The organism is Pseudomonas salicis (assembly GCF_057128705.1).
Window position 1 is genome coordinate 171,152 of the sequence record NZ_JBSKHU010000010.1, and the last position, 15,691, is coordinate 186,842.

General features: G+C 60.4%; 10 protein-coding genes. 5 read left to right on the forward strand and 5 right to left on the reverse strand.

What is annotated here, in order from left to right; all coding sequences use genetic code 11:
• Window positions 1–102: 102 nt before the first annotated feature.
• The gene (locus tag ACWKWE_RS28640) at window positions 103–789 is read left to right on the forward strand and encodes an OmpW family outer membrane protein (protein WP_483852445.1); all 687 of its coding nucleotides are present in this window, start codon (window positions 103–105) and stop codon (window positions 787–789) included.
• 68 nt (window positions 790–857) lie between these two features.
• Here the strand turns inward: ACWKWE_RS28640 and ACWKWE_RS28645 are convergent, their stop codons facing one another.
• Window positions 858–1,787: an NAD-dependent epimerase/dehydratase family protein gene (locus ACWKWE_RS28645; RefSeq protein ID WP_483852446.1), complete on the reverse strand. Its 930-nt coding sequence runs from the start codon at window positions 1,785–1,787 to the stop codon at window positions 858–860.
• Window positions 1,780–2,664, reverse strand: coding sequence for a sugar nucleotide-binding protein (locus ACWKWE_RS28650; protein ID WP_166597421.1), 885 nt, complete (start codon window positions 2,662–2,664; stop codon window positions 1,780–1,782). The genes ACWKWE_RS28645 and ACWKWE_RS28650 overlap by 8 nt, the downstream gene beginning before the upstream one ends.
• A 160-nt stretch (window positions 2,665–2,824) precedes the next feature.
• On the opposite strand from ACWKWE_RS28650, the gene ACWKWE_RS28655 reads away from it, so the two are divergent.
• Window positions 2,825–7,129 (forward strand): DEAD/DEAH box helicase, encoded by a 4,305-nt coding sequence (locus ACWKWE_RS28655; protein WP_483852447.1) that lies wholly within the window; start codon window positions 2,825–2,827, stop codon window positions 7,127–7,129.
• A 6-nt stretch (window positions 7,130–7,135) separates the two neighbouring features.
• Here the strand turns inward: ACWKWE_RS28655 and ACWKWE_RS28660 are convergent, their stop codons facing one another.
• Window positions 7,136–9,292 (reverse strand): mechanosensitive ion channel family protein, encoded by a 2,157-nt coding sequence (locus ACWKWE_RS28660; RefSeq protein ID WP_483852448.1) that lies wholly within the window; start codon window positions 9,290–9,292, stop codon window positions 7,136–7,138.
• A gap of 188 nt (window positions 9,293–9,480) precedes the next feature.
• On the opposite strand from ACWKWE_RS28660, the gene ACWKWE_RS28665 reads away from it, so the two are divergent.
• Together ACWKWE_RS28665 and ACWKWE_RS28670 are read left to right on the forward strand one after the other, a co-directional pair.
• Complete coding sequence (locus ACWKWE_RS28665; RefSeq protein WP_483852452.1) at window positions 9,481–10,059, forward strand: TetR/AcrR family transcriptional regulator; 579 nt, start codon at window positions 9,481–9,483, stop codon at window positions 10,057–10,059.
• Between the two features lie 53 nt (window positions 10,060–10,112).
• Window positions 10,113–10,589, forward strand: coding sequence for a nuclear transport factor 2 family protein (locus tag ACWKWE_RS28670; RefSeq protein WP_341961655.1), 477 nt, complete (start codon window positions 10,113–10,115; stop codon window positions 10,587–10,589).
• Between the two features lie 91 nt (window positions 10,590–10,680).
• Here the strand turns inward: ACWKWE_RS28670 and ssb are convergent, their stop codons facing one another.
• Complete coding sequence (ssb, locus tag ACWKWE_RS28675) at window positions 10,681–11,208, reverse strand: single-stranded DNA-binding protein (protein ID WP_483852449.1); 528 nt, start codon at window positions 11,206–11,208, stop codon at window positions 10,681–10,683.
• Between the two features lie 9 nt (window positions 11,209–11,217).
• On the reverse strand, window positions 11,218–12,612 hold the full coding sequence (locus tag ACWKWE_RS28680; protein ID WP_483852450.1) for an MFS transporter: 1,395 nt from the start codon (window positions 12,610–12,612) through the stop codon (window positions 11,218–11,220).
• Between the two features lie 187 nt (window positions 12,613–12,799).
• On the opposite strand from ACWKWE_RS28680, the gene uvrA reads away from it, so the two are divergent.
• Complete coding sequence (gene uvrA, locus ACWKWE_RS28685) at window positions 12,800–15,634, forward strand: excinuclease ABC subunit UvrA (protein ID WP_166598551.1); 2,835 nt, start codon at window positions 12,800–12,802, stop codon at window positions 15,632–15,634.
• Window positions 15,635–15,691: the final 57 nt, after the last annotated feature.

Below are 15,691 nucleotides of genomic sequence, written 5' to 3' on the forward strand. Positions count from 1 at the left end.
ATTGTCCGATCGATCAACTTTTCATTGAGCTGCATCAAAAATCCGAATCTGTACTGTTCGTAACATGGGGGCATCCCTTTTCAATGCCCTTCTGGAGCCCCCATGAACAAGTCCCTGCTCGGCGCATCCGTCCTTGCGCTCGCCCTGTGTACCCCGGTCGTCGCCGACGCCCATGAGGCGGGCGATTTCATCGTGCGCGCGGGCGCGGCGCGGGTGGTGCCCAACGAAGACAGCGGTAACCTGAAGCTCGATGGCACCAAGGTCGCGGGCACCAAGGCAACCGCTGACAACTCGACCCAACTGGGCCTGACGTTCGCCTACATGCTCACCGATCATGTCGGTCTGGAACTGCTGGCCGCGACACCGTTCAGCCACACCATCGGCGTGAAAGGCCTCGGCCCTGGCCTCGACGGCAAGCTGGCAGACGTGAAGCAACTGCCGCCCACCCTGTCGCTGCAGTACTACCCGATGGAAGCGTCGTCGAAATTCCAGCCCTACGTCGGCGTCGGTCTGAACTACACCAAATTCTTCGACACCGACCTGGCCGGTGATCGCAAGGACCAGGGCTTCAGCAACCTGAAACTCAAGGACTCGGTCGGGCTGGCCGGTCAGATCGGCATGGACTACATGCTGACCGACAAGATCATGCTGAACGCTTCGGTCTGGTACATCGACATCGACACCAAAGCCAGTGTCGACGGGCCATCGGCCCTGAGCGTCGGCAAAACCAAAGTGGACGTGGACATCGACCCGTGGGTGTACATGGTAGGTGTGGGTTACAAATTCTGACGCCCCACTGACCTGAAGCGTCGCGCACAAAAAAGGCACCTCATCGGTGCCTTTTTGCTGCCTGCGATTCAGCGCCCCAACAACCGCGCCAGCCCGACATTCAACGGCGTCGGCTCAAGCACCTTGAAGCGTTCGAGCAAACGCTGATTGTCAGCGCGGGAGTGCTTGATGTCCCCCGAGCGCGCAGGCAAATAGGTCACGGGCGGCAAACTGCCTACCACTTCGCCGAAAGCCGCCAGCAGCTCGTTCAGCGACGTCGTTGCGTTCAGGCCCACGTTGACTGCGCCCTCGCCCACCACCGGCAATTCGAACCCTTGCACCACAAGATCGACCAAGTCTTCGACGTAGAAAAAATCCCGGGTCTGCTCGCCATCGCCAAACACTGAAATCGGCAGGCCCTTCACGGCGCGCTCGGCGAAGATGCTGATCACACCCGAATACGGCGACGACGGGTCCTGACGCGGCCCGAAGATGTTGAAGAAGCGAAATACCACTGGCTCCAGACCGTGCTGGCGACGATAGAAATCGAAGTAATACTCACTGGCCAGTTTATCGGACGCGTAAGGGGTCAGCGGGGCTTTCGCCGTGTCTTCGGTAATTGCCTCGCCTTCGCCGTTGTTGCCGTACACCGCCGCGCTGGACGCGAACACCACACGCTTGATGCCCGCCTGGCGCATGGCCTCACAGACGTTCAACGTGCCGATGAAATTGCTCTGATGCGTCCGGACCGGATCGTCCACCGACGCCTGCACCGACGCCACGGCCGCCAGATGCGCAACCGCTTGGCACCCCATCGCCGCGCGCGCAACCAGGGCGGCATCGGCGACATCGCCCTCGATCAATTCGACCCGTGGGTTGTCCAGCGGCAGGTTGCTGCGTTTACCGGCTGACAAATCGTCGAGCACGCGCACGGCGTAACCCTTGGCGAGCAGGGCATCGACCAGGTGCGAACCGATGAAACCGGCGCCGCCGGTGATGAGGACAGGAGCATCAGACATGACGGTAGTAGCGGTCCAATAAGCTGGGCAAACCGGCACGCCATGCGCGGGGCTTGATACCAAAGGTGTGAAGGATTTTCTTGCACGCCAGCACCGCGTTCTGCGGCTCTTCGGCGGCATCCGGGCTGGCGGCGTGGGCCTGGGCGGTCGGTGCTTCGATGGCCAGCGGCTTCATCAACCGGGCTTCGGTGAGAATCGCCTGCCCCAACGCCAGCGGCGTGGTCGCCTCGTGACCGGCGTAGTGATAGGTGCCCCACAGCGGTGCCGCGCAATCCAGCTGTTTCAGCACTGAAATGATCACCCGCGCCGCGTCATCGACCGGCGTCGGATTGCCACGGCGATCATCGGCAAGCAGCAATTCATCAGGGGTTTCAGCACGGCTCAAAAACCGCCCGAGCACGCCCTCGGCGCTGTCATCGAGCAACCAGCCGAAACGCACCAGCACATGTTGTGGGCAGGTCGCGCGCACGCTCTGTTCGATCCGCCACAGCGCCTGGCCACGAGAGCCCAATGGCACGGGTTCGTCTTTCTCGCTGTAGGCGGTCGCGCGCGAGCCATCGAACACCCGGTAGCTGGAAGGTTGAACCAGCACGATGTTGTGATGTTGGCACAGCTCAGCCAGACGCTCGACGGAGCGTTCCTGGGTGTCCAGCCTCTCCGCACTCACGCTCTCCGCCTGAAACCAGTCGAAGTAATAGGCAAGATTGATCAAGGCATCCGGGCGGGTGTCATCGAGCAGTTGCGTCAGGCTTGCCGCGTCCCAACCGTCTTGCGGTGGACGCGGTGCGAGGAAGCCAATGTCTTCCTCGGCACCCAGACGAATCAACGCCTGCCCAAGGGCATTCCCGCCGCCCAACAGCATAAGGCGCATTCGCATAGAGTCAGCAGGCTCAGTCTTGGAATTCAAGTTATGAAGATAGGTGAAAAAACGGTCGCAAACATAACACGTTGGGCGGGTAAGTCCCAACCCGTGCTCCGCCGACCTCACCGATCACCGGCCCTTGCATCTGCTCGCCTGCGCCCGCATAAATTCATGCATGAATCTTCCCCAGACTCTCGATCCGGTGCTCGACGCCTTTCACCCGGCGGTCAGCGCGTGGTTCAGCCAGACATTTCCCGCCGTGACCGCAGCGCAGGCGCAGGCGTGGCCGCTGATCAAGCGGCGCCAATCGACCCTGATCGCCGCGCCCACCGGTTCAGGCAAGACGCTCACTGCCTTTCTCGCGGTGATCGACGATCTGGTGCATCAAGGGCTGGACATGGGCGGCCAACTGCCGGATCAGACCTTCGTGGTCTACGTTTCGCCCCTGAAAGCCCTGTCCAACGACATTCAGATAAACCTGCAAAACCCGTTATCGGGCATCACCGAACAGCTCAAACAGCAAGGGCTGCCAGAGTTGCGCATCCGCACCGCCGTGCGCACCGGGGACACGCAGCAAAAAGAACGCAACGCGATGCGCAAGACCGCGCCGCACATTTTGGTGACCACACCTGAATCGCTGTACGTGTTGCTGGGTTCCGATTCGGGCCGCCGCATGCTGTCGAACACGCAAACGGTGATCGTCGATGAAATCCACGCCATCGCCGCCAGCAAACGCGGCAGCCATCTAGCGCTGAGCCTGGAGCGCTTGCAGGCGCTGTGCGAAAAACCCTTGCTGCGCATCGGGCTGTCTGCCACGCAAAAACCCATCGAGCGCGTGTCGCGTTTTCTGGTGGGCAGCGACCCGATCAGTCGGCCGTGTGCCATTGTCGATATCGGCCACGCCCGCCCCCGTGACCTGGCAATTGAAGTGCCGCCCGTGCCGCTGACCGCCGTCATGGCCAACGACGTCTGGCAACTGGTGTATGACCGCCTCGCCGAACTCGCTCGCGACCACCGCACCACGCTGATTTTCGTCAACACCCGGCGGCTGGCCGAACGCATGGCTCGCCATTTGAGCGAGCGCCTTGGCAAAGAGGCCGTGGCCGCGCACCACGGCAGTCTCGCCAAAGAGCAGCGCCTGGACGCTGAACAACGGCTCAAGCGCGGCGATTTGCAAGTGCTGATCGCCACGGCCTCGCTGGAGTTGGGTATCGACATCGGCGACGTCGATCTGGTGTGTCAGATCAGCTCGCCCCGCTCTATTGCGGCGTTTCTGCAACGGGTTGGCCGTTCCGGTCACCACGTGGGCGGTACGCCGAAAGGCCGTCTGTTCGCCATTTCTCGCGACGACCTGATCGAATGCGCTTCGTTGCTGGATTGCGTACGTCGCGGCGAACTCGACACCTTGCAGATTCCCCGCGCGCCGCTGGACGTGCTGGCGCAGCAGATCATCGCCGAGGTCAGTTGCCAGGAATGGGATGAACAGGCGCTGCTCGCGATGTTTCGCAAGGCATCACCCTACGCCGACCTCGATGAGCGGCACTATCAAGCGCTGCTGAGCATGCTCGCCGAAGGCTACAGCGGGCGTCAGGGCGTGCGGGCCGCGTATCTGCATCGCGACGCGGTGACCCACACCCTGCGCGGACGACGGGGCAGCAAGCTCACGGCCGTCACCAACGGCGGGACGATTCCGGACAACGCCGACTACAGCGTGATTCTCGAACCCCAGGCGCTGAACATCGGCACGGTCAACGAGGACTTCGCGGTCGAGAGCATCGCGGGCGATATTTTCCAGCTGGGCAACACGTCGTATCGCATTCTGCGCATCGAGTCCGGCCGCGTGCGGGTCGAGGACGCGCAAGGGGTGCCGCCGAACATCCCGTTCTGGCTGGGCGAAGCGCCGGGACGCAGCGATGAGCTGTCGTTTGCCGTGGCCCGCTTGCAGGCTGACATCGATCAGCGGCTCAGCGAACACCCCGGCCAGCTCAGGCCATGCATCGAATGGCTGATGAACACGTTGGGCCTCGGCGCGGACAGTGCCGAACAACTGGTCGAGTACCTGGCGCGAGCGCACGCGGCGTTGGGCGCATTGCCGTCGCAAGACACGCTGGTAATGGAGCGTTTCTTCGACGAATCCGGCGGCACTCAGTTGGTGATTCACACGCCGTTCGGCAGCCGCCTGAACCGTGCGTGGGGGCTGGCCCTGCGCAAGCGTTTCTGCCGCACCTTCAACTTCGAATTGCAGGCCGCCGCCAGCGAAGACGCCATCGTGCTGTCGCTCTCGACCAGCCACAGCTTTGCGCTCGACGAAGTCTGGCGCTACCTGCATTCCAGCAGCGCCGAGCACATCCTGGTACAGGCCGTGCTCGATGCCCCGTTGTTCGGCGTGCGTTGGCGCTGGAATGCGGGAGTGGCCCTGGCGTTGCCTCGTTACGCGGGCGGTCGAAAAGTCGCGCCGCAACTGCAACGCATGAAGAGCGAAGACCTCATCGCCACGGTGTTTCCGGATCAGATCGCCTGCCTGGAAAACCTCGTCGGCGAACGGGACGTCCCGGAGCACCCACTGGTCGAGCAAACGCTGGACGACTGCCTGCACGAAGCCATGGACGCCGAAGGCTGGCTGAATCTGCTCCGCCGCATGGAATCAGGCGACGTGCGCCTGATCGCCCGCGACCTGCCTGCACCCTCCCCGCTGGCGGCGGAAATTCTCAACGCCAAGCCCTACACCTTTCTGGACGACGCGCCCCTTGAAGAGCGCCGCACCCAAGCCGTGCTGAATCGACGCTGGAGCGACCCGGAATCCGCCGATGACCTGGGAGCGCTCGACGCCGATGCCATCGCCGCGGTGGCCGAAGAAGCCTGGCCGCAGCCGCAAAACATCGACGAAATGCACGAAGCGTTGATGACCTTGGGCTGTGTCAGCGGCCCCGAAGCCCGGGATCAGAAAGACTGGATGAAATGGCTGGAGAGCCTCGCTCGCTCGGGTCGCGCCACCCGTTTGCAAGTCACGCCCGATCAAGCGTTGTGGATTGCGTTGGAACGCCTCACCTGCCTGCAAACGGTTTACCCCACCGCAGAGATGCACCCGCCATTAGCAGCGCTGACAGGGTTCGACGAGCCGTGGAATGAGGACGACGCGAAAGTCGAGGTCGTTCGCGCACGGCTCAGTGGTTTTGGCCCAATGAGCTTATCCGCCATCGCTGAACCGCTCGCGCTGCCCGAAGCTGACGTCGCCCGGGCGCTGGCGCAGCTGGAAAACGAAGGGTATGTCCTTCGCGGTCGCTTCAGCCCCGGCGCCCGCGACGAACAGTGGTGCGAACGGCATTTGCTGTCGCGCATTCATCGCTACACGGTCAAGCGCCTGCGCCGGGAAATCGAACCGGTGTCGCTGCAGGATTTCATGCGTTTTCTGTTCGACTGGCAGCATTTGTCTCTCTCCACTCAGAGTCAGGGCAAAGCCGCGCTGCCGGAAGTGGTCGATCAACTCGAAGGGTTTTCAGCGGCGGCTGGCGCATGGGACAGCGATATTCTTCCCGCACGACTGAAGGATTATTCCCAGAGCTGGCTGGATGACTTGTGCCGGTCCGGCAAGGTGGTGTGGATGCGTCTGACAAATCGCAACAAGGTCGGCGCCGCTGCGTTGCGCAGCACGCCGATTGTGCTGCTGCCGCGCCCACAGGTTCGACTGTGGAGCGGCCTGACCGAGCAACCCGCGCCCACCGAATTGTCACTGCGGGCGCAACGGGTTCACGAAGTGCTGTCGACCCAAGGCGCGATGTTTTTCGATGAACTCACAACCGAAGCCCATCTGCTGCGCACCGAACTGGAAAACGCGCTCCAGGAACTGGTGGGTGCAGGGTTGGTCAACGCCGACAGCTTCGCTGGGCTGCGCGCCCTGATTACCCCAGCCAGCAAACGCGCAGCGCACACCAGTCGACGTCATCGCGGGGCGTTCATCGGCGGGATGGACGATGCCGGGCGATGGGCTTTGCTGCGTCGGGCACCCGCCAACGCTTCGCAACGGTTGGACAGCGAAACCCTCGAACACATCGCCATGACCCTGCTGCGCCGCTATGGCGTGGTGTTCTGGCGCCTGTTGGAGCGTGAAGCCGATTGGCTGCCAAGCTGGCGGGAGTTACTGCGCACGTTTCACCGGCTGGAGGCGCGAGGGGATATTCGAGGCGGCCGCTTCATTGCGGGGTTGGCGGGCGAGCAATTCGCGCTGCCCGAAGCGATTCCCCTGCTGCGGGAGGTCCGCAAACGCCCATTGGATGGCAGTTTGATCGGGGTCAGCGGCGTCGATCCGCTGAACCTGGCGGGCACGCTGTTGCCAGGGCCGAAAGTCGCGGCAGTGGTCGGCAACCGGCTGGTCTACCGCGACGGGGTTCCCATCGCGGCGGTCGTGGCGGGCAAGCCGCAATACTGGGGCGAACTGGACGCCGGGATGATGTTGCAGGTCCGGGACCGGTTGTTTAGATAATCGCGGTCACACCGGGCTCTGCGACCCGTCTTTGTTAACGATCGTCGTCTTGCCCGGCAACGCTTGCTGCTCGTCGCCGTCCTCCATCTGCGAATACTGGCCGTTGTGCGGGCTCATCACCAGTTGTGGATAAGTTTGCGCAAATCGCACGTCTGTGGACTTATCCACAAGGCGCTTGAGTTTGTCGTTGAATGCGCGACTGACCGCATACTGCCCGCCCGACGACGTGCGGAACTGCGCCGTGATCACGATCCCGTTCATGTCCATGCGATCCAGCCCGAACACTTCCAGCGGCCCTTGCAGCTTGCTGGCCAGCAGGAAATCATCGGTGATTGCCTGCCCGGCTTCGCGAATCAGCGAGGTCGCAGAATCCACATCCGAATCGTAGGTGAACTGGAACGAGAAGAACGCGTAAGCGAACTGGCGAGACTGGTTGGTCACCGCCTTGATCTGACCGAACGGCACCGAATGCACGAACCCCTTGCCGTCGCGCAAACGCAGCGTGCGGATAGTCAGACTTTCCACGGTGCCCGCGTGGCCGGAATCCAGCACCACCCAGTCGCCGATGGAAATGGTGTCTTCGATGATGATGAACAGACCGGTGATCACGTCCTGCACCAATTGCTGCGAACCGAAACCGATGGCGAGACCGACCACCCCGGCACCCGCGAGCAGCGGCGCGACGTTGATCCCGAGGTTGGCCATGGTCGTGATTGTGCAGATCACCACCAGAATGATTTTGATCGCGTTGCGCAGCAGCGGCAGGATCGTCTTGACCCGCGTACTTGGCTGACGGGACGAACGCGTGCTGGTCGGCGGCTTGAGGGCTTCCTGAATTGCAGTGTCCATCACCACCCACAGCAGCCAGGTCACCAGAAAGATCAGCCCGATGCTGCTGAGGGAATCACTGATTACTTTGCCCAGCGCATTCCGTTGCGCGAATTCGAACAGCGAAAAACCCCAAATCCGGCCCAACAATTCAATGAACCCAATCGCCAGCGCAATGCGCAGCACAGCGTGCAACAGGCTCAGCAAACGCTCCTTGTAAACCCTTGAGCTGCGCTCCTCCGCAGGCTTGAACATGTGTTGGAACAATGTGCTGAGAAACACCGTGCCGATCAGCAAAACGGTCGTGAGCAAGGCGCAACGCAGGGCTTCCTGGCTGTCCTCGCCTGCGCCGATCAGGTTGACGCCCGAGACCAGAATCATCAGCAAAATAGGCAGGTGCCATAGGCTCGAAAAAATCTTCAACGTTTGCTGCAACGCCGGTCGCGACAGCCGTGCACTCAATGGACGGTTGCGGATCAGATGGGCCACGGGGCGGCGCATGCGAATCACCACGATGCAAAACATGATCGACGCCATCAGCCCAGTAAACGCTGCGACGCTGGTCGTAACGTTGCCACCGATCTGGCGGGAGATCTGTGGGCTGGTCAGCGCGTCACTCAAAGCCGCGAAGAACCCGATGATGAACAGCGGATGCGGCGCGTAGTGACGAATGATGCGAACCGCCGGGCGTTTGTGCCCCGAGTTGAAGAGCACGATCACCGACATCAGCACCGACGTGGAGAAAATGCCGCTGCTCGTCGAATACGCCAGACACAACGCCAGCGCCCGGCCAATCGACAGTTGCATGAAATGACTCACGTAAAGCGTCAGCGGTAGAGAGATCAGAGCCGGAATCGTGAAGGGCAGCACGTAACTCAGCACGCCTTGCACACGCTCTCGCCGGGTCAGCAGCCGATGCCGCGACACGCGATTGACGATGAACGTGCCGATTCGGTTCAAGATCAGGAATGCGCCGATCCAGACCACCGACAGGATCAAGAAGTCTCCCGCAATTGCCCAAGGCGAGCGGGAAGACGGCTTGTTGACCAGCGCCCCCAGTTCATCAGCCGCGCGGTCGGCACGCAAACGCCAGGAGTCGAGCAAATGGCCGTCCAGGTCCAGCTTGTCCTGGACGCTGTCGATACTGGTGCTGATGACGCCGAGTAATCCGCCCTTCACCAGAATCTCTGGTTTAGGGGGTTCGGCTGCGGGTGCTGCATCAGCTGGCGCGGTTGACTGGGCGGTGCTCGTGGGAGGCGCACTGGCTGCGTGCGCGTTGAGGCTGCCGAGACAGATCGTCAGACACAGCAGCAGGACAGATTTGAAATTCGACAAAACGCAGGTCACTCCTTCGGTCATGAGGGACGGCGAAATCAAGGCCCACAGAAACTGATCGAAATTCGCCGCGCAAGTTCGGCGCGGTCGGCAACCTTCATCCGCTTTGAGCTTCGCCCGACCAACGGAAAACATCCTTTTCATAAACGCACTTGACGATGGAGAACGATCGTTCTACCTTAAATCCCATGAATACGACGACCATCGACACACGCGACAAAATTCTCGCGACCGCCGAGCAGCTCATCTATCAGAACGGGATTCACGCTATGGGCATGGATCTTCTGGTGAAGACTTCCGGCGTCGCCCGTAAAAGCATCTACCGTTATTTCGCGACCAAAGACGAGGTCGCCGCCGCGGCGCTCAATGCCCGCGATGTGCGCTGGATGCAGTGGTTCAGAACCGAATCGGACAAGGCGGACACCCCGCAGGCGCGCATCCTGAACATGTTCAACGTGCTCAAAGGCTGGTTTGAATCGAAAGGGTTTCACGGCTGCGCGTTCATAAATACGTCAGGGGAAATCGGTGATCCAAACGACCCCATTCGCCTGATCGCCAAGCTGCACAAACAGAAATTGCTGGATTACACGCTAGAACTGACCGAGCAACTGAACATTGAGCAACCGTCAGCACTCGCCCGGCAGTTGCTGATACTGATGGAAGGCGCCATCACCATGGCCCGCGTCATGGGCGACTACAGCGCCGCCGACAGCGCAAGAGATGTTGCGCAGCTGTTGCTGAAACAGGCCTTGCCCCAAGAGGCCTGAGCTTCGAGAACGCTCCACCCACTGATCTATCCAACTTGCCTGGAGGCTCTGCCATGTCCACTGCCCAAACTCGCCCGCCGCTTCCCCCGTTCACCCGCGAATCGGCGATTCAAAAGATTCGCCTCGCCGAAGATGGCTGGAACAGCCGCGATCCTGAAAAAGTCTCGTTGGCCTACACCCTCGACACCCAATGGCGTAACCGCGCCGAGTTCGCGACCAATCGCGAAGAGGCCAAGGCCTTCCTTACCCGCAAATGGAAAAAGGAGCTGGACTATCGTTTGATCAAAGAGCTGTGGGCTTTTACCGACAACCGCATTGCCGTGCGTTACGCCTACGAGTGGCACGACGACTCCGGCAACTGGTTCCGCTCCTACGGCAACGAGAATTGGGAGTTCAACGAAGACGGCCTGATGCACCGCCGCTTCGCGTGCATCAACGACATGCCAATCAAGGAATCCGAGCGCAAGTTCTTGTGGCCGCTGGGACGCCGTCCGGATGACCATCCGGGGCTGACAGAACTGGGGCTGTAAACGCCAACGCCGATGAAACAACAAAGCCCCCGACAGCTGAGCTGTACGGGGGCTTTCGTTCTAATGCGTTATTGCGTTTGATTCGGATGGATCAGAACGGAATATCGTCATCAAAGCTGTCGAAGTCAGGAGCCGGTTGTGGCGCTTGCTGCGGAGCTGGACGCGATTCGCGCTGTGGCTGTTGTGGTGGAGCAGCCTGTGGACGCGATTGTTGTGGACGAGGTGCGGAATTCTGATAGCCACCACCGCCTTGACCTTGTTGAGCATCGCCCTGTGGACGGCCGCCGAGCAGTTGCATGGTGCCTTGCATGTCCACGACGATTTCAGTGGTGTAACGCTTGATGCCGTCTTTTTCCCACTCGCGGGTTTGCAGTTTGCCTTCGATGTAGACCTGCGAACCTTTACGCAGGTACTCGCCGGCGATCTCTGCGACCTTGCCGAACATCGAAACGCGGTGCCATTCGGTCTTTTCGACTTTCTGACCGGTTTGCTTGTCGGTCCATTGCTCGCTGGTGGCCAGACTCAGGTTGGTCACAGCGTTACCGTTAGGCAAGTAGCGAACTTCGGGATCCTGGCCGCATGTACCGACCAATATGACTTTGTTAACCCCACGGGCCATAACGTTCTCCTAGGCTTCAACCGTTTCCGACGCTGGATTGACCACTTCGTCGAAAGACGCCCGATCCAACAGTTCTTTGTCAAATTTGATATAGATGGCAGCCTCATCGGCTACCACTACTGCATCTGTTACTCCACGTACGGCCAACACGCGATCGGCAAGGCCTGTGTCGCGTTGAGCCTCGGGCGACAACGGCAAGCGAAGGCTGGTTACGTACGGAGGCTCGCGCATGGTAACAGCAAAAGCGAGCCAAATGGCGGCCAGCGCTGCGCCTCCCAAGAAGACCACACCCAACCCACCGTGCTGAAACAGCCAGCCGCCGAGGATGCCACCCGCCGCCGAGCCGAGGAACTGACTGGTGGAGTAAATCCCCATCGCAGTGCCTTTGCCGCCCGCCGGAGAGACCTTGCTGATCAGAGAAGGCAGCGACGCTTCCAGCAGATTAAATGCGGTGAAAAACACCACTGTCCCGATGACCAACGCCCTAAGCGTATTGCCGAACTCCCAGAAGAATAGTTCAGTGAGCATCAGCACGGAGACCGCGCCGAGCAAGATACGCTTCATCTGACGCTTCTTCTCGCCGTAGATGATGAACGGGATCATCGCGAAGAAAGAAATGAGCAACGCGGTCAGGTAGACCCACCAGTGCTGTTCTTTGGGCAAGCCCGCTTTTTCGACCAACGCCAGCGGCAACGCGACGAAACTGGACATGAGCATCGCGTGCAACGCGAAGATACCCAAATCCAGGCGCAGCAAGTCAGGATGTCGGAGCGTCGCGCCCAAGGCTTGACGAGCGAGGCCAGATTCGCGGTGTTGCAGCGTCACGGTGGATTTGGGCACCACAAACGCGACGATCACGATACCGATCAATGCCATGGCCCCTGTCGCCAGGAACAAACCTGAAAGCCCAAAGGCACTGGTCAGGATCGGCCCGACCACCATCGCGATGGCGAACGACACGCCAATCGTCATCCCGATCATCGCCATCGCCTTCGTGCGATGCTGTTCACGAGTCAGATCGGACAACAGCGCCATGACTGCGGCTGAGATAGCACCCGCGCCTTGAAGAACGCGCCCGGCGATAACGCCCCAGATCGACATGGACTGTGCAGCCAGTACGCTACCGAGCGCAAACACCACCAGCCCCAGATAAATCACCGGGCGACGGCCGATGCGGTCGGAGATGATGCCGAATGGAATCTGCAGTACGGCCTGGGTCAGGCCGTATGCGCCAATCGCCAGACCAATGAGCGTCGGGCTTGCGCCTGCCAGGTCCATACCGTAGGTCGCCAGGACCGGCAGCACCATGAACATGCCAAGCATACGGAACGCGAACACCAGCGCCAGACCGCCCGCTGCGCGGGTTTCGCTGCCACTCATGCGCTCGCTGTGAGAATCGTGCATGGAAGAACCTCATGTGAACCGGCGGCGATTCTACCAGTCCCATCGATGTACAGCACATACGACGCTTTGCCGCGCATCGCGGGAATTTTCTTTTTCCCCTGTACGTAGGCCGACTGCTCAATAGTGTGCATCCATCCAGTATTTGGCCGTATACTCCAGCGTTTTACGCCCGCCGTGCGAGGCCACCTTGGACAAGATCCTGATTCGTGGGGCACGAACCCACAACCTGAAAAACATCGACCTCACCCTGCCCCGCGACAAGCTGATCGTCATTACCGGCCTTTCTGGTTCCGGTAAGTCGTCGCTGGCATTCGACACGCTGTACGCCGAAGGCCAACGCCGCTACGTCGAGTCGCTTTCGGCGTACGCGCGCCAGTTCCTGTCGATGATGGAAAAGCCTGACGTTGACACCATCGAAGGCCTCTCGCCTGCGATTTCGATTGAGCAGAAGTCCACATCCCACAACCCGCGTTCGACCGTGGGCACCATCACCGAAATCTACGACTACCTGCGCTTGCTATATGCCCGCGTCGGCACACCACGCTGCCCGGACCACGACATCCCGCTGGAAGCGCAGACCGTCAGTCAGATGGTCGATCTGGTGCTTGCGGAGCCAGAGGGCGCCAAGCTGATGTTGCTCGCCCCGGTTGTGCGCGAGCGCAAAGGCGAGCATTTGGCGGTATTCGAAGAACTGCGCGCTCAGGGCTTCGTTCGTGCACGGGTCAACGGCAAGCTGTGCGAACTCGACGAGCTGCCGAAACTGGATAAACAGAAGAAGCACTCCATTGACGTCGTCGTCGACCGTTTCAAGGTCCGTGCCGACCTGCAACAACGTCTGGCCGAGTCGTTTGAAACAGCACTAAAACTGGCCGACGGCATCGCGCTGGTCGCACCGATGGACGATGAACCCGGCGAAGAGATGATTTTCTCCGCGCGGTTTGCCTGCCCCATCTGTGGACACGCCATCAGCGAGCTGGAACCCAAGCTGTTCTCCTTCAACAACCCGGCGGGCGCCTGTCCGACCTGCGATGGCCTGGGTGTGAAGCAGTTCTTCGATATCAAACGACTGGTGAATAGCGAACTGACGTTGGCCGAAGGCGCGATACGTGGTTGGGACCGACGCAACGTTTACTATTTCCAGATGCTCGGGTCTTTAGCGAGTCATTACGGTTTCAGTTTGGAAGTGCCGTTCAAGGAACTGCCAGCCGATCTCCAAAAAGTCCTGCTCAACGGCAGCGGGAGCCAGAACGTCGACTTCCGCTACCTGAATGACCGTGGCGACATCGTCAAGCGCGCTCACCCCTTCGAAGGGATCGTGCCTAACCTTGAGCGTCGCTATCGCGAAACCGAATCCGCCACTGTGCGCGAAGAACTGGCGAAATTCCTCAGCACTCAACCTTGCCCGGATTGCCGAGGGACGCGACTGCGTCGTGAGGCTCGGCACGTTTGGGTGGGCGAAAAAACGCTCCCGGCCGTCACCAACCTGCCTATCGGTGACGCCACTGAATACTTTGGCGAACTAAAGCTGACAGGACGTCGTGGCGAGATTGCGGACAAGATTCTCAAAGAGATCCGCGAGCGGTTGCAGTTCCTCGTGAACGTGGGCCTGGATTACCTGACGCTGGACCGCAGCGCCGACACCCTGTCGGGCGGTGAAGCTCAGCGTATTCGCCTTGCCAGCCAGATCGGCGCGGGCCTCGTGGGGGTGATGTACATCCTTGACGAACCCTCCATTGGCCTGCACCAACGCGACAACGACAGGCTGCTGGACACGCTCCGTCACCTTCGTGACATCGGCAACACCGTGATCGTGGTTGAGCATGACGAAGATGCCATCCGCCTCGCCGATTATGTGGTGGACATTGGACCCGGAGCTGGCGTGCACGGCGGCAATATCGTCGCGGAGGGCACGCCAGAAGAGGTCATGTCCCACCCGGACTCGCTCACCGGTAAATACCTGTCAGGTCGCGTCAAGATCGAGGTACCGGCGAAGCGCACCCCGCGTAACAAGAAGCTGTCTCTCAAACTAAAAGGCGCGCGCGGGAATAACCTGCGTAATGTCGATCTGGAAATCCCGATCGGCTTGCTGACATGCGTCACGGGCGTTTCCGGATCAGGCAAATCGACGCTGATCAACAACACGCTGTTCCCGCTCAGCGCAACTGCGTTGAACGGGGCGACGACGCTGGAGGCCGCTACGCACGACAGCATCGATGGCCTTCAGCACCTGGACAAAGTGGTAGACATCGATCAGAGCCCAATCGGCCGGACGCCGCGTTCGAACCCCGCCACCTACACGGGCCTGTTCACCCCGATTCGCGAGCTGTTCTCCGGCGTTCCTGAATCTCGCTCTCGGGGCTACGGACCGGGCCGCTTCTCGTTCAACGTCAAAGGCGGCCGGTGCGAAGCCTGTCAGGGCGACGGGCTGATCAAGGTCGAAATGCACTTCCTGCCAGACATCTACGTGCCGTGCGACGTGTGCAAGAGCAAGCGCTATAACCGTGAGACCCTTGAGATCAAATACAAGGGCAAAAGCATCCACGAAGTGCTGGAAATGACTATCGAGGAAGCGCGCACGTTCTTCGATGCTGTTCCGGCATTGGCGCGCAAGCTGCAGACGTTGATGGATGTCGGGCTCTCGTATATCAAGCTCGGTCAATCGGCCACCACGCTGTCTGGTGGTGAAGCGCAGCGAGTGAAGCTATCGCGCGAGCTGTCCAAACGAGATACCGGCAAAACCCTCTACATCCTTGACGAGCCCACTACAGGTTTGCACTTCGCAGACATTCAACAACTGTTGGACGTCTTGCACCGCCTGCGGGACCACGGCAACACCGTCGTCGTGATTGAGCATAATCTGGACGTGATCAAAACCGCGGACTGGCTGGTCGACCTGGGACCGGAAGGCGGCTCCAAAGGCGGGCAAATCATTGCCACCGGTACTCCAGAACAAGTCGCGGAAATGAAACAGTCTTACACCGGGCATTACCTCAAACCTTTACTCGAACGTGATCGCGCCTGATCACCGTGTAAAAACGAAAAAGCCCCTATCATGGCGATCATGACAGGGGCTTTTTTA

Bases quoted from the DNA above. Each gene is read 5' to 3' on its own strand.
- ACWKWE_RS28665 (WP_483852452.1), top strand. From the start codon at position 9,481: ATGAATACGACGACCATCGACACACGCGACAAAATTCTCGCGACCGCC.
- ACWKWE_RS28650 (WP_166597421.1), bottom strand. From the start codon at position 2,664: ATGCGAATGCGCCTTATGCTGTTGGGCGGCGGGAATGCCCTTGGGCAG.
- ACWKWE_RS28655 (WP_483852447.1), top strand. From the start codon at position 2,825: ATGAATCTTCCCCAGACTCTCGATCCGGTGCTCGACGCCTTTCACCCG.
- ACWKWE_RS28670 (WP_341961655.1), top strand. From the start codon at position 10,113: ATGTCCACTGCCCAAACTCGCCCGCCGCTTCCCCCGTTCACCCGCGAA.
- ACWKWE_RS28640 (WP_483852445.1), top strand. From the start codon at position 103: ATGAACAAGTCCCTGCTCGGCGCATCCGTCCTTGCGCTCGCCCTGTGT.
- ACWKWE_RS28645 (WP_483852446.1), bottom strand. From the start codon at position 1,787: ATGTCTGATGCTCCTGTCCTCATCACCGGCGGCGCCGGTTTCATCGGT.
- ssb (WP_483852449.1), bottom strand. From the start codon at position 11,208: ATGGCCCGTGGGGTTAACAAAGTCATATTGGTCGGTACATGCGGCCAG.
- ACWKWE_RS28680 (WP_483852450.1), bottom strand. From the start codon at position 12,612: ATGCACGATTCTCACAGCGAGCGCATGAGTGGCAGCGAAACCCGCGCA.